We start from the raw sequence: 13,658 nt of genomic DNA, 5'->3' as shown, positions 1-13,658 counted from the left end.
GTCTTATCCCCTCATCCAGCGGTGATAGGCTTCCACCCATCCCAATACCCGCTGCGGTGCGTGGGCGCGCTTCCATTCCCCAGCCGCATATTTATTGGCCTCAGCCCAGGTGGGATACGGGTGGATCGTGGCCAGGATTTTGTTCAGCCCCAGCCCGTGCTTCATGGCCAGCACGAACTCGGAGAGCAATTCCCCGGCATGCGCGCCGACAATCGTGACGCCCAAAATGCGATCCTTGCCCGGCTCGGTCAGCACCTTGATCCAGCCCTCGGCATGACCTTCGGCAATCGCGCGATCCAAGTCATCCAGACCATAGCGGGTCACTTCAAACGCAATTCCTTTTTCTTTGGCTTCTCGCTCGTTAAGGCCGACCCGCGCAATTTCGGGATCGACAAACGTCACCCAAGGGATCACCGAGTAATCCACCTTGAAGCGCTTGAAACGGCCAAACAGCGCGTTGACCGCCGCATACCACGCCTGATGCGCGGCGGTGTGGGTAAATTGATAGGGCCCCGCCACGTCGCCTGCCGCATAGATGTTCGGGTAGAGCGTTTCCAGATATTCATTGGTCTGGATCGTGCGTTGGGTGGGAATGCCCAATGTTTCCAGACCGTAGCCTTCCAGTCGCGCCTGCCGACCCACGGCGACCACAATCTCGTCAAACTCGATGCGCTGCTCCCCGGCCGTTCCGGCAACGACGAGGTATTTGGAGCCAGCTTCCTGTTCGATACGCAGCGCACGATGTTCGACGAGCACATGGACACCATCGCCCTCAAGGGCGCGCCGTGCGAAGCTGGACACCTCGTCGTCCTCTCGTACCATCAGCCGGGACGCCATTTCGACCTGCCGCACCGTGGAACCCAGACGAGCAAAGCTCTGCGCCAGCTCGCAACCGATGGGGCCGCCGCCGAGCACGATAAGCCGATCCGGCGCGCTGTCCCGATCCTTGAGGCGATCCCAAAGGGTGTCCGAGGTGAGGTAGCTGATCGAATCCAGCCCCGGCAGCGGCGGTACAAAAGGACGCGCGCCGGTCGCCAGAACGATGCTACGGGCGCTTAACTGCTCCACCTTGCCGCTTTGATCGGTGATCTCGACCGTCCACGGATCGATCAAACGGGCATGACCTTGGCGCACCTCCACGCCGAGCTGGGTATAGCGCTCCACACTGTCATGCGGAGCCACGGCGGCGATTACGTCATGAACCCGCGCCATGACACGCTTGAATGAAAACGCAGGCGTTGTGGATTCGAGCCCCAAATCGGCTGCATGACGCATCTGATGTGCGGCTTTGGCGCTGCGGATCAGCGCCTTGCTCGGAACACATCCGTAGTTGAGGCAATCGCCCCCCATCTTGTGCGACTCAATCAACGTGACCTTGGCCTTGACCGCAGCGGCTATGTACGACGTCACCAGCCCGGCCGCGCCAGCGCCAATCACGATCAGATTGCGATCAAATCGGCTCGGCCGTTGCCAGCGCACATAGACACGGCGCTGCTTGATCCATCCGATAGTCGCCTTGGCCAGCCAAGGGAATGCCGCCAGCAGCGCGAATGAGGCCAGCAATGACACGGAGAGAATGTCGGAAGGCGCTTCGATCAGCGCCAGCCGTGTTCCCGCGTTCACGTAAACCAGCGTCCCAGCCAGCATGCCCAACTGGCTGACCCAGTAAAACGTGCGGGCGCGCATGCGGGTCAATCCCAACAAGAGGTTGATCATGAAGAAGGGAATGACCGGCACCAGGCGCAGCGTGAACAAGTAGAAAGCCCCATCCCGGTTCACGCCTTCATTGATCGACGCCAGCCTTGCTGAAAACCGTGCCTCCACGAGGTCGCGCAGCAGGTAACGCGCCACGAGGAAGGCCAGCAGCGCGCCCACGCTGGAGGCAAACGAAGCCAGCAGGGTGCCCCACGCCAAGCCGAACAACGCACCGGCAGCCAGCGTCATGACAGCGGCTCCCGGCAAGGAAAGCGCCGCTACCAGGACGTACAGCCCAAAGAACCCCGCCATCATCCAGAGCGAATGCAATTCACGCCACGCCTGAAGCTGAGTCAGCCCAGACTTCAGGGCGGCAAACGACAGCCACTGCGCCCCGTTGAAGTAAAAAAACAGCCCCAGCAGTGCCGCGATCAGGAGCAGTAGCCAGAATTTCGCTGACCTCATGGGCGCTCCCCTTGCTTCAAAGCCCCACCACAACTGCTGCCGCAACCCGCCGTACAGGCAAAGCAGTGGTCGGCAACGCGGATGGGAGCGCCTTGCAAGTCTTCTTGCAGCAAGTCGCGCAGATGTACGCGACTGCCTTGCAAGGACAAGCCCAATTGCTGGTTGAAGTCGCAGTCGAATAGATGGCCTTGCCAGTCGACGCTGACCAGGCTTCGGCACATCACTTGCGCGAGGTTTTCACTGCGGTGGCTGCTTTTGAGCAGCCCCATGTAGGCATTGAACTGACCCTTGGAAATCAGCCAGGAACCGAAGCGGTTGATCGGCATGTTGGCCAGCGCGAACAATTGATTGAACACGATGCCGAAGTGCTCGAAAAGCTCGCGCTTGTAGGTCGCTTCCAGCGTGGCCTGATCCGGCGGCAGGCTGGGACCTTGCGGGTTGTAGACCAGGTTGAGGGTCAAGCCGCTGCCGGGCTGTCCGTAACCCAGCGCATTGAGTTTCTGCAAGGCGGCGATGCTCTTGTCGAACACGCCGTTGCCCCGCTGTTTGTCGACGTTGTCCGCGCTGTAACACGGCAACGAAGCGACCACCTCGACCCGATTGGCGGCGAGGAACTCGGCGAGATCCTCATGCCCCGGTTCGAACAGAATCGTCAGATTGCAGCGATCAATGACGTGCACCCCTAACTCGCGTGCGGCGCGCACCAGGGAACGGAAGCCGACATGCAGTTCCGGGGCCCCTCCCGTCAAGTCCAGCGTCTGGATGTCTCTCGCACTTAGCACCGCAGGGATCAGCGCCATCGTCGCTTCATCCATCATTTCCTTGCGGTTGGGCCCCGCGTTGACGTGGCAGTGCACACAAGACTGATTGCAGCGATAACCGAGATTGACCTGCAGCGTGGTCAGCACCTGACGGTGGAGTGCGGGAAAGTCACTGACTTCCAGCAAGGGCAGCGTAGCGTGCATCAAAGGACTCCTTGAGGTATGCGCGGGGTTTCGTCCCCCCTTGTGCCCTCTGTCGTCAGCGCTGGTCAATTTCTTACATAGACAGGACGGCGGCCATCTTTGTGTAAGAACCAGGGTTGTTGCAGCGACCAAATGCCATCCATCACTACCCATAACCGCCCAGGAGACTTTTTATGAAGCCCGTCAAGACCGTAATTCTTCTTGCCCTCGCATCCATTGCATCTCTCGCCATGGCTGGCGACATCAAGGCCTTCAACCAAGCGGAGTTCGACAAGCTGGCCCAGGAGGGCAAGCCCGTCGTGCTCGACATCAGCGCAACCTGGTGCCCCACCTGCAAGGAACAAAAACCCATCGTCGAAGGTTTGATGAAGCAGCCCGCTTACAAGGATGTGACATTGATGAACATCGACTTCGACTCGGCCAAGCCCACGCTCAAGAAGTTCAAGGTGACGATGCAAAGCACTCTGGTTGCGTTCAAGGGCGGCAAGGAAACTGGGCGCTCTGTGGGTGACACCTCGCCAGAAGGGATAGAAGGCCTCATCAAGAAGGTGGTCAACTGATGGAGTTCGGGTTCGGCTCCTACGGATTCGGGCTGCTGGCAGGCATCCTCTCGACGCTCTCGCCATGCGTGCTGCCCATCATCCCCATCCTGCTGGGGACGGCAGCGAACGCGCACCCACGCGCGCCGCTCGCCCTGGCAGGCGGCCTGGCCATCTCCTACGCCATCATCGGGACTGGATTGGCCTGGGCCGGCACCGCCTTAGATCTGGACTCCGCCATCTTTCGCAGCGTGGGCGCAGCGATTCTCGGGGTCTTGGGCCTGGTGCTGATGTCGGGCAGCCTGCAACAACGCTTCGCCTCGGCCACTTTCGGCATCGGGGATGCCGGCAACAACCTGATCTCCCGCATGAATCTCTCAGGCCTTTGGGGCCAGTTCGCCATCGGTCTGGTGCTGGGCGTGGTCTGGAGCCCATGCGTGGGGCCGACCCTCGGCGCTGCCGTGGTGCTGGCCAGTCAGGGATCACATCTGCCGCAAGTTGCCCTGTTGATGGGCGTCTTCGGTGCAGGGGCAGCTTTCCCCGTGGTGGCCCTTGCTTACGTCGGGCGCAGCGCCATGGTGAAGATGCGCGGCAAGCTCATGCAGGCGGGCAAAACCGGCAAGATGATTCTCGGAGCGGTCATGATCGCCTTGGCCGCCATGATCCTGTCGGGGGCCGACAAGCCCGTTGAAGCCTGGCTGGTGGACGCATCACCTGCCTGGCTGACGAAGTTGACCACCCGGTTTTAGGCACGTTCTAAGGAGAAAATTCCATGCAAATCAAAGCAGTGGCGTTCGACACTGGAGGCACCGTCCTGGATTGGCACTCAGGAGTCAGGGATGCATTTGCCGCCATTGGGCGATCGCATGGCGTGGAAAGGGATTGGGGCGCAATTGCCAATCAATACCGGCGCCTTGCAATGAAATCCATTGTCGGGCAATGCCAACCCTCATTCAATATGGACGATGTCCACTTCCGTGTGTTGAATGAGATTTTCGAGTCCTATGGATTGCAGGCGTTCTCCAATGAGGATCAACGACGAATCGCCCAAGCTTGGCACAAGCTGTCAGCATGGGGTGATTTTGCGGATCCTTTGCGCGAAATCAGATCGCTCTACCCAGTCGTCTCCTTCACCATGCTCCCGCTTTCGCTGGTGGTGGATGTGTCGCGGTTGAACGGCATTTCCTGGGATGCGGTCATCTCCTGCGAGGCCATCGGCTACTACAAACCCGATCCGCGCGCCTATCTGCAGGCATCGAAATGGCTGGGCATAGAGCCATCGGAGATCCTCATGGTCGCCTGCCACAACTTCGACCTCAATGCCGCCCGTGCCTGCGGCTTCCAGACGGCATTTGTTCGCAGGCCCAATGAGTGGGGCTGCGAGCCGCCGCCCGATCCGATCCCGAATCCGGATTGCGATTTTGCTCTCGACAACTTCGAAGGGCTTTTCACTGCCGTTCGTTCTCAGGTTGAGCCAACATCTCTATGACAAGTCCGTTGGATCGGCTTCTCAATCATTTTTCCCTGCGTGCAGGTGTTTTTTACACGGGCAACATTTGCGGTCTCCACGACTTTGATCGCGACGAACAGCGTGGTCATCTTCATCTAATAAAAAGGGGCCCGGTCAAATTCATTAATCCTGGAAGGCCCGATACCCTGATCGTGCTGCCGACGTTGCTCTATCTGCCGCGACCAGAACGTCACCGGCTCATCGCCGACGACCGCGATGGTGCTGACGTCGTCTGCGCCACGGTTCTTACAGGTAGTGGCGGTCGCAATCCGATTTCCGACTCTCTTCCCGAGGTGGTTCTCCTTGAATTGCGCGATTTTGCGGAAATTGAACCCATCCTGGACATCATGTTCGCTGAGGCGTTTGAAGATCGCAGCGGTCGCCAGGGGGTGCTAGATCGCCTCTGCGAAGTATTGATGATTCGTATGCTGCGCCACTGTCTGGAGCAAGGACAAATATCTGGTGGCGCATTAGCAGGCTTATCCGACCCTAAGCTGGCCAAGGCGCTGGACTCCATCCATCAGAATCCATCTGACAAATGGGATTTATCCGCTATGGCTGCATTAGCAGGAATGTCCAGAGCCCGTTTCGCCCAGCACTTTCACCTGGTCACGGGCGGCACGCCTGTAGATTACTTGGCCTCCTGGCGCCTCATGCTTGCACAACGCCTGTTGGCGAAAGGCATTCCGAGTAAGACGGTGGCATTGAAGGTTGGTTACGGGAGTTCCAGCGCGTTGCATAGAGCCTTCGTCCGCAAGTTTGGCCAATCGCCTTCCGACTGGCTGCGCAGGTAGTCTGCACAGCACTATCGGTCATTTCATTGAGACGAATGATCAACTTTCTTGATCATTGCGGATCTACGATGAATAGGCTGGATCGTTGCAATCGTGCGTGATCTTGCAAGCAGCCAACCCATTGAAGGAGAAACTCATGGCTTACATCAAAACCCTTTCCGCTGTCGACCACACTCAAGCGCAATGTGACCAAAAAGCACTGCTCGACACCGCCCTCAAACAAGTCGGCTTCATTCCAAACATGTATGCCAACATGGTGAATGTGCCTGGCGTTCTGTCGACTTATCTGCATGGCTACGCCGCTTTTCGCCAAAAGTCTGGCTTCAGTCCGACCGAACAAGAGGTCGTATTTCTGGCGATCAGTCGAGTCAACGGCTGTAACTACTGCACCGCTGCTCACAGCATGATTGCAGACAAAATGTCCGGCGTGCCGGGTGATGTTCTGCAGGCGATCCGTACCGGACAGCCAATCCCGGATGCACGTTTGGCGGCGCTATTCGCAATGACGCAGGAATTGGTGAAGAACCTGGGCCAGCCCACAGCGGCCAGGGTTCAGGAGTTTCTGGATGTCGGATTTGACGAAAGCCACTTGCTCAACATCATTCTGGCCATTTCCGTCAAGGTGCTGAGTAACTACTCGAATCACGCTTTCGGCACAGAGGTGGATGAACGTTTCGCGGCTTACAGGGTGGGTTGAACCATGAAACCCGTCACACTCTATGGCACTGACTTGTGCCCATATTGCGTTCGCGCCGAACATCTGCTCACGCGCAAGGGCATAGTGTTCGAAAAAATCAATATCGGCACTGCCCCTGGAAAGCGCGAGGAGATGCTGCTCAAAAGCGGCGGTCAGCGAAGCGTGCCGCAGATATTCGTCGGCGAAACCCATGTCGGAGGGTTTGACGATCTAGCTGAATTGGATCGTCAAGGGCGGCTGGACCCCCTCCTTTCTGCTCACTGATCGAGATCACTGTAAGAACCCGGTGGTCGATAACGACTACTGCTTACCCACGGTGAACGGCACACGTCATGCGCGCCTTTGCTCCGGGGGCTTCAGTGGTTCGCCGCATTCTTCACTTAAATAGGAGTTCACCATGAGCAAAAGCACCACCGTTACTGCACTCACCCTCGCGCTTGGCGCAGCACTCATTACTGCCGCGCTGCCCGCTTCTGCCGCTGACGACATGATGGCCGGCAAGGAGAAGTGCTTCGGCGTCGCCCTCAAGGGCAAAAATGACTGCAAGGCCGGAGCGGGTACCACCTGCGCAGGCACGGCGAAGAAGGACTATCAGGGCAATTCGTTCAAGCTGGTTCCCGCCGGCACTTGCGAGAAAACCGCTTCACCGACCTCGTCCACGGGCATGGGTCAGCTCAAGGAATTCAAGGAAAAGGCCTAAGGCGCTCGGGAGCCGTGCGATGACGAACTATCTTCAAGTTGATCCCTCGCCTCGCACGGCACTCCCGCTGCGCGCCGGTCTCGGGCTCAAGCCCGAGCATTTCCGTGACATTCTCGAAGTCCCGCCCTCCTTGGGTTTCTTCGAGGTTCACGCAGAGAACTACATGATCGCGGGCGGCCCCTTTCACCACTACCTGACGAAAATCCGCGAGCGCTTCGCGCTCTCGATCCACGGTGTCGGACTCTCCATCGGCGGCGAAGCGCCCCTGGATCGCGCCCACCTCGAACGGCTCAAGACGCTACTCGACCGCTATCAGCCGGAGTCTTTTTCCGAACACCTGGCCTGGTCTAGCCATGGCGAGAATTTCTATAACGACCTGCTGCCGGCCCCGTATACCGATGAAACGCTGCGTCGTGTCTGTGAGCACATCGACGAAACCCAGTCCACGCTCAAGCGCACGATGCTGCTAGAGAACCCGGCTACCTATGTCGAGTTCGAGGCATCCACTTGGCCGGAGGCCGACTTCATCGCCGAGATCGTGCGACGTACCGGCTGCGGTCTGCTGCTCGATGTCAACAACGCCTACGTCAGCGCCGTCAACCACCAGCGCGACGCCGTTGCCTACATCGACAGTTTGCCGTTAGCAGCTGTGGGCGAGATCCATCTGGCTGGGTTTGCCGAAGACATCGACGCCGCTGGCGCGAGGCTGCTCATCGACAGTCACGGCGCTCCGGTAGCCGAGGCCGTCTGGGCTTTGTACCGGCACACGATCGCTCGGCTCGGGCCGACTCCCACCTTGATCGAGCGCGATCAGAACATCCCGTCGTTTGCAGTGTTGCTCGCCGAGGCGCAGGCCGCCGAACGGATCATATTGGATTCGACCGAACAAAGCCGGGCTGCGTTGATGGAGCAAGCGTGATGGAATCCTTCGCCAAGCCGCTGCTCGACCCGAAACTGCCGCCCCCAGCGGGCCTTACGGCTTGGAACGGCTCCGACCCGGCGGCGCGCTATGCGGTGTATCGCAACAACGTCGTGATCTCGCTGATCGACGCTCTGGCCGATACTTTCCCGGTCGTGCAGCAACTCGTCGGCGAGGACTTCTTTCATGCCATGGCGCGTGAGCACGCCCGCAAGCATCCACCCACCTCGCCGGTGCTGGCATTCTACGGGCAGGATTTCCCCGATTTCATTGCCAACTTCGAGGCCGCTGCCAGCCTGCCTTATTTGGCCGATGTCGCTCGGCTGGAGTGGGCCTATGTGTGTGCCTTTCATGCCGCCGACGTAGACAGCCTGCCAACACCCGTCTTGGCTGAACGATTGGCCCAGCCCGAGCGTCTGGCCGTCACCCGTTTGCGGTTTGCCCCGGCGGTACGCCTGATCCGCTCAAGCCATGCCGTGGTTTCAATCTGGCAGGCGCACCAAGTGGAGGGCGAGGGCTGCGCCATCGACCCGGCCACCGCAGAGGCCGCGTTGGTGGTGCGCCCGGAACTTACGGTTCAGATTGTTCCGCTGAGCGCGGCGGCGGCTGACTTTCTGAGTGAGTTGATGGCTGGCCAAAGTCTAGAAACGGTTTATGAGAAGTGCGCTGCCAGCGGTGATTTGGACATGGCCGGAATCTTTTCCTTGCTGCTGCAAACGCGCGCGCTCACCGCGGTGGAACCCACTGAGATTTGAGGAGACCGACCATGACTATGCTTTGTTCATCTGTTCCGGCACAGGCTGTTCGATCGGCCATCACCATGCTGTCCCGCATTCCACACTCGCTGATTGCCTTTGTCGGACGGTTTTCCATCGCGGCGGTGTTCTGGAAATCGGGCCAGACCAAGATCGAAGGCTTGGCCATCGACCTCGTCAGCGGCCAAGTCCAACTCGGCTGGCCGCACCTGTCGGACAGCGCGCTGGAGTTGTTCCGCACCGAATATCGCCTGCCGCTGCTACCGCCGGAACTCGCGGCGCCGATGGCCGCGTTTGCCGAGCACCTGTTTCCGCTGCTGCTGCTCATCGGCCTGGCCACGCGATTCTCGGCGCTCGGCTTGCTGGGCATGACGGCGGTGATTGAGATCTTCGTCTACCCGGATGCCTATCCGATCCATGGCACTTGGGCTGCCGTCCTGTTGTATCTGATCGCCAAGGGCCCGGGGGCACTGTCACTGGATCACCTGATCGCGCGGCGCTGCGCGCTGCAGCCCAAGGTGAGGTGAGCGTGCCATGAATGCGCTGCTCGGCCGGATCGGGGCGGCTCTCGCCGCCTACTTGTCCCGTCCGGTTCATGTTCACAGTAGCGCACCGGCAGTGGCCAACGAACGCCTACTGGCCTGCCTTCGACCCGGCGATGTATTGCTTGTTGAAGGCAACAGTCGCATCAGCACGGCGATCAAGTACCTGACCCAATCAACCTGGTCGCACGCCGCCTTGTTTGTTGGATTCGAGGCCCTGCGCATGGCGGGCAAAGACGGTTCGCATTGCTTTGTCGAGGCCGATACCATCGAGGGAGTGCGCAGTGTCGGTATCGAGGAATTTTCCGGACTGCACACCCGAATTTGTCGCCCGGTGGGATTGCAGGAGCACGACAGACGGCAACTGATTTTGCATGCCATCCAACGTTTGGGGCACCAGTACGATTTGCGCAATGTCTTTGATTTGGCGCGCTACCTGTTGCCCACCCCGCCAGTTCCGCTACGCTGGCGCCGCAGGCTCATTCACCTCGGCAGCGGCGACCCAACGCGCGCCATCTGCTCGACCCTGATCGCGCAGTCCTTCCAATCCATTCGCTACCCGATTCTGCCCATCGTCGAGCAACGCTCCGCAGATCGACCGGATTGCCCAGCCTGTGTCGAGGAAATTTTGCGAGTCCGCCACCACAGCCTGTTCGCGCCGCGAGACTTTGATGTCTCTCCGTATTTCGCGGTCGTGAAACCCACGCTCGAAAACGGGTTCGACTACACGCGCTTGCACTGGCAGCACGCTAGTGTCCTGTCCCGCTGATACGTGAGCAAAGTCGATGCAGGTTTTCGAGGATCGAGTCTGCGGTGGCGGTCCACTTGAACGGCTGGCAGTTCGAGTTGTAGGCCGCGACGAAGTGATCGATGCGCTGCACGAGCTGTTTGACGCTGGTGAACGAGCCGCGGCGGATGGCCTTGTCGGTGATCAGCGAGAAGAAGCGTTCGACCTGGTTGAGCCAAGAGCTGTAGGTCGGGATGAAGTGCATGTGCCAGCGAGGCCGAGCCGCCAGCCACGCCTTGATCTTCGGGTGGCTGTGGGTGGCGTAGTTGTCGGCGATGCAGTGGATGTCCAGTTCGACGGGTACGGCCTTGTCGATTTCGCGCAGGAAGGACAGGAACTCCTGGTGCCGGTGGCGCGGCTTGCAGGCGGCCAGCACCGCACCATTGAGCACGTTCAGCGCCGCGAACAACGTGGTCGTGCCGTGGCGCTTGTAGTCGTGGGTGACGCCCTCGACGTAGCCGAAGCCCATGGGCAGCATCGGCTGCGTGCGCTCCAGGGCCTGGCACTGGCTCTTCTCGTCCACGCAGATGACCAGGGCGTTGTCGGGCGGGCTCAGGTACAGGCCGACCACGTCGCGCAGCTTCTCGATGAAGAACGGGTCGTTGGACAGCTTGAAGCTTTCGGTGCGATGCGGCTGCAATCCGAAGAGCTGGAAGTAGCGCTGCACGCTGGTCTTGGAGATGCCGGTCTCGGCAGCCACCGTGCGCACGCTCCAGTGCGTCGAGCCGTTGGCCGGCTTGGTGTGCAGCGTGGTCTTGATCAGGCGGGCCACGCGTTCGTCGTCGATCGTGCGAGGCTTGCCAGGACGCACGTCGTCGTACAGGCCGGCAATGCGCCGTTCGATGAATCGCGCGCGCCATTTGCCGACCGTGGCATTGGTCATCTTCAGCCGCTCGGCGATCGCGTTGTTGGGCTCGCCATCGGCGCTGCTCAGAACAATGCGGGCTCGATTGCTCAACGCGGCGGGCAAGGACCGGCTGCGCGCGAACGACTGCAACTGCGCTCGCTCGTCCTCGCTCAACACCAATTCCGCCTTCGGCCTGCCCGTTCTCATCGCGGTATCTCCGTTGCCAAGATACCGCACTGGCATGCACGATTAATGCCAGAAACTAACGGGACAGGACACTAGGTCAGATCAAAATTAAGGCGCTCCCTTATCGTCTCGATGAGGCGGCGGTGGCACCGACTCATCAGCACCTTCGGTATAGGCACGCGTGATCTGCCGCAGCGTGTGCATCTGCTCGCCAAAGTTGCGACATCCGCTGCACATCATGACGTGCATTTTGAGTGAGAGCTTGTCACCCAACTTGAGAGGGTGTTCCTGTGCCTCCGACATCAGGCGGGTGGCCTCACGGCAATTCAGCATGATTCACCCTCCAGAAACCAGCGATTTTCCAAACACTCTCGCAAGCGCAATCGCGCGCGGTGCAACATGACATTTAAATTACTAACACTCAGGTTGAGTGCCGTGCAAATTTCATCCGAGTCCAGTTCTATGAATTCACGCATCATGAAAGCGCGACCTTGCTGTCCCGGCAAATGATCGAGGCAGGTTTCAAATATTCGCCAGAATTCTGAATTTTTGATCGCGATCTCGGGGTTTGCCCATTCCTGCGGACGCTCATCCATCTGCCAGAAGCCTTTACGATCAAATAGCTCCTGAAAATCTTCATCTTCCTCGTCAGTGTGAAGAAGTTGACTAACCTCAACCAAGCGATGGCGCTGGCGCAATGTGTCTGCAATCTTGTTCTTGAGAATGGCAAAGACCCAAGTCTTGAATGCCGACCGCCCGGCGAATTTCTGCGAGTTTTTCATTGCACCAATCAGCGCCTCTTGAACCGCATCTTCCGCCAAATGAGCGTCGGATAATTGCTGCGAGGCGAATTTCACCATTTGGCGGCGCAGGTCTTCCAGAAACACCGCATCATTCATCCAGCCGCGAGGGTTCGGATGACGTGACTGACCATCATCGGCGAGTATTATTATGTTTGTGTCAGCCATTCCCTCTCCTGCTGAGTTCATTACGAACCGCTGAATAACTTGAAACCAAGTACGGTACCACGTAATTGAGCCCAAGTCGCCACCAGTCCAATCCCTGTCCTCCGATTAACGCAGGCCCCTGATTAATGACATTCAGCACCGTACCAACGAACAAGGCAATCCTGACCGCACCCGCGATAATGCGCGACGAAAACCACAGTTTGATCCCGAGTTTCATCGTTTACCTGATACTGGCAGTGCGCATGCCTTGAGCAACTCTTGCGCGGGCAACGCCGAAACGGCGTCCTGCACCGTCCGGGCGATCAGTGCGGCATCGATGTCGGGCGTCAGATCGGCAGCTTGCCCCTTGCAGCCGGTGGGGACGGCGCACAACAGGCCGTGCTCGTCACGGAGTTCAAATTCTCCCGTGCAGTTGCGGCAATAGACGTGATCGCCTGCATGGTGTTCACGTCTGATCACCAGAGTCGGACCGCACATGGGGCACTCGCGCAATGGAATTCCGTCATCGCTGTGACTGATCACATGATCCAGCACGCCGCGCCCACCCATCGCCAGAACAACCTCGGCAATCACAGAATCAAACTGCGCACCTTGTGCTTCTCCAATGATGGACAAGGCCCGGTCTCGCGGCATGCCCGGCCGGTATGGGCGGTGGCTGGTCATCGCGTCGAACGCATCACAAACCCCGACGATGCGCGCCATTGGAGGAACCGCGTCACCAGCCAAACCTCTTGGGTAACCGCGACCGTCCGGACGCTCGTGATGCAGCAGTACCGCATCCTGCACCAGCTCGACCAACGGATGCCCGGCCAATAGCTTGAGTCCGACGTCTGGATGGGTCTTGATGACGGCGTACTCCTCGTCAGTCAAGGCTCCGGTCTTACGCAAGATGACGTCTGGAACGGCGATCTTGCCCAAGTCGTGCAGGAATCCCCCAAGGCTGATGCGGGTAGCATCGGCTTCGCCGTAGCCCAACTGCTCCGCAACCAGCCTGGCGTAGCGCGACACGCGCCACAGGTGTCCACCGGTATAGGGGTCACGCGCCTCGACCGCCCACGCCATGGTCATCAAGCTGGCCAGCAGATGCGAGGCATGCGTGGTCGCATCTTGCGGATCGAGACAATCCTCATTGGATAACCATCGACTCAGCGAAGTTAGCAAGGGCATGATGGCGTTCCTCCATTCTTGTGCGTTCAGGGGTAATACCCCCTGAAATCCACCGCTGGGAGAAGTAGAATTTTCTCGTTAAGAGGGAGTTCTGCAGATGAAGAAGTCGAGATTCACAGATA

18 protein-coding genes are annotated in these 13,658 nt (G+C 59.2%); 11 read left to right on the top strand and 7 right to left on the bottom strand.

All coding sequences use genetic code 11. The features are described 5' to 3' along the window. Nucleotides 1-3 precede the first annotated feature (3 nt). Nucleotides 4-2,160: an FAD-dependent oxidoreductase gene (locus ACUXH0_RS16750; protein WP_182594310.1), complete on the bottom strand. Its 2,157-nt coding sequence runs from the start codon at nucleotides 2,158-2,160 to the stop codon at nucleotides 4-6. Further along, entirely contained in the window at nucleotides 2,157-3,125 is a 969-nt protein-coding gene (arsS, locus tag ACUXH0_RS16745; protein ID WP_182594309.1) for an arsenosugar biosynthesis radical SAM (seleno)protein ArsS, read from the bottom strand. The genes ACUXH0_RS16750 and arsS overlap by 4 nt, the downstream gene beginning before the upstream one ends. 173 nt (nucleotides 3,126-3,298) lie before the next feature. On the opposite strand from arsS, the gene ACUXH0_RS16740 reads away from it, so the two are divergent. From ACUXH0_RS16740 to ACUXH0_RS16690, 11 genes are all read left to right on the top strand, one after another. Beyond that, the gene (locus ACUXH0_RS16740) at nucleotides 3,299-3,685 is read left to right on the top strand and encodes a thioredoxin family protein (protein WP_182594308.1); all 387 of its coding nucleotides are present in this window, start codon (nucleotides 3,299-3,301) and stop codon (nucleotides 3,683-3,685) included. Continuing rightward, the gene (locus ACUXH0_RS16735) at nucleotides 3,685-4,413 is read left to right on the top strand and encodes a cytochrome c biogenesis CcdA family protein (RefSeq protein ID WP_182594307.1); all 729 of its coding nucleotides are present in this window, start codon (nucleotides 3,685-3,687) and stop codon (nucleotides 4,411-4,413) included. The genes ACUXH0_RS16740 and ACUXH0_RS16735 overlap by 1 nt, the downstream gene beginning before the upstream one ends. Before the next feature lie 23 nt (nucleotides 4,414-4,436). Then, the gene (locus tag ACUXH0_RS16730; RefSeq protein ID WP_182594306.1) at nucleotides 4,437-5,153 is read left to right on the top strand and encodes a haloacid dehalogenase type II; all 717 of its coding nucleotides are present in this window, start codon (nucleotides 4,437-4,439) and stop codon (nucleotides 5,151-5,153) included. After that, nucleotides 5,150-5,968 (top strand): AraC family transcriptional regulator, encoded by an 819-nt coding sequence (locus ACUXH0_RS16725; protein ID WP_182594305.1) that lies wholly within the window; start codon nucleotides 5,150-5,152, stop codon nucleotides 5,966-5,968. The genes ACUXH0_RS16730 and ACUXH0_RS16725 overlap by 4 nt, the downstream gene beginning before the upstream one ends. 136 nt (nucleotides 5,969-6,104) lie before the next feature. Continuing rightward, nucleotides 6,105-6,665, top strand: coding sequence for a carboxymuconolactone decarboxylase family protein (locus tag ACUXH0_RS16720; RefSeq protein WP_182594304.1), 561 nt, complete (start codon nucleotides 6,105-6,107; stop codon nucleotides 6,663-6,665). Between the two features lie 3 nt (nucleotides 6,666-6,668). Then, a complete protein-coding gene (gene grxC, locus ACUXH0_RS16715; RefSeq protein WP_182594303.1) occupies nucleotides 6,669-6,929 on the top strand; it encodes a glutaredoxin 3 in 261 nt (86 codons plus the stop codon). A gap of 133 nt (nucleotides 6,930-7,062) precedes the next feature. Then, nucleotides 7,063-7,365: a BufA1 family periplasmic bufferin-type metallophore gene (locus tag ACUXH0_RS16710; protein WP_182594302.1), complete on the top strand. Its 303-nt coding sequence runs from the start codon at nucleotides 7,063-7,065 to the stop codon at nucleotides 7,363-7,365. A gap of 19 nt (nucleotides 7,366-7,384) precedes the next feature. Then, nucleotides 7,385-8,284, top strand: coding sequence for an MNIO family bufferin maturase (bufB, locus tag ACUXH0_RS16705; RefSeq protein WP_182594301.1), 900 nt, complete (start codon nucleotides 7,385-7,387; stop codon nucleotides 8,282-8,284). Next, the gene (locus ACUXH0_RS16700; protein WP_182594300.1) at nucleotides 8,284-9,039 is read left to right on the top strand and encodes an HvfC/BufC N-terminal domain-containing protein; all 756 of its coding nucleotides are present in this window, start codon (nucleotides 8,284-8,286) and stop codon (nucleotides 9,037-9,039) included. Before bufB ends, ACUXH0_RS16700 begins: the two co-directional genes overlap by 1 nt. Nucleotides 9,040-9,056: 17 nt before the next feature. Beyond that, complete coding sequence (locus ACUXH0_RS16695) at nucleotides 9,057-9,566, top strand: DoxX family protein (RefSeq protein ID WP_182594438.1); 510 nt, start codon at nucleotides 9,057-9,059, stop codon at nucleotides 9,564-9,566. 7 nt (nucleotides 9,567-9,573) lie between these two features. Beyond that, nucleotides 9,574-10,350, top strand: coding sequence for a YiiX/YebB-like N1pC/P60 family cysteine hydrolase (locus ACUXH0_RS16690; RefSeq protein ID WP_182594299.1), 777 nt, complete (start codon nucleotides 9,574-9,576; stop codon nucleotides 10,348-10,350). Here the strand turns inward: ACUXH0_RS16690 and ACUXH0_RS16685 are convergent. The 5 genes from ACUXH0_RS16685 to ACUXH0_RS16665 all read right to left on the bottom strand — a co-directional run bounded on the left by ACUXH0_RS16685 (nucleotide 10,331) and on the right by ACUXH0_RS16665 (nucleotide 13,536). Further along, nucleotides 10,331-11,422, bottom strand: coding sequence for an IS630 family transposase (locus ACUXH0_RS16685; protein WP_182594298.1), 1,092 nt, complete (start codon nucleotides 11,420-11,422; stop codon nucleotides 10,331-10,333). The genes ACUXH0_RS16690 and ACUXH0_RS16685 overlap by 20 nt on opposite strands. A gap of 87 nt (nucleotides 11,423-11,509) precedes the next feature. After that, nucleotides 11,510-11,734, bottom strand: a complete 225-nt coding sequence (locus ACUXH0_RS16680) for a zf-HC2 domain-containing protein (protein ID WP_182594297.1) — start codon at nucleotides 11,732-11,734, stop codon at nucleotides 11,510-11,512. Next, nucleotides 11,728-12,369, bottom strand: coding sequence for an RNA polymerase factor sigma-70 (locus ACUXH0_RS16675; protein ID WP_198110534.1), 642 nt, complete (start codon nucleotides 12,367-12,369; stop codon nucleotides 11,728-11,730). Before ACUXH0_RS16675 ends, ACUXH0_RS16680 begins: the two co-directional genes overlap by 7 nt. Next, nucleotides 12,362-12,586 (bottom strand): nitrate/nitrite transporter NrtS, encoded by a 225-nt coding sequence (gene nrtS, locus ACUXH0_RS16670; protein ID WP_182594296.1) that lies wholly within the window; start codon nucleotides 12,584-12,586, stop codon nucleotides 12,362-12,364. The genes ACUXH0_RS16675 and nrtS overlap by 8 nt, the downstream gene beginning before the upstream one ends. Continuing rightward, the gene (locus ACUXH0_RS16665; protein WP_182594295.1) at nucleotides 12,583-13,536 is read right to left on the bottom strand and encodes an HD-GYP domain-containing protein; all 954 of its coding nucleotides are present in this window, start codon (nucleotides 13,534-13,536) and stop codon (nucleotides 12,583-12,585) included. The genes nrtS and ACUXH0_RS16665 overlap by 4 nt, the downstream gene beginning before the upstream one ends. Nucleotides 13,537-13,658 lie beyond the last annotated feature (122 nt).

The sequence above is a fragment of the Ralstonia sp. 110700041-2 genome (assembly GCF_056280165.1).
This window is presented reverse-complemented; position numbering and strand designations above follow the sequence as displayed.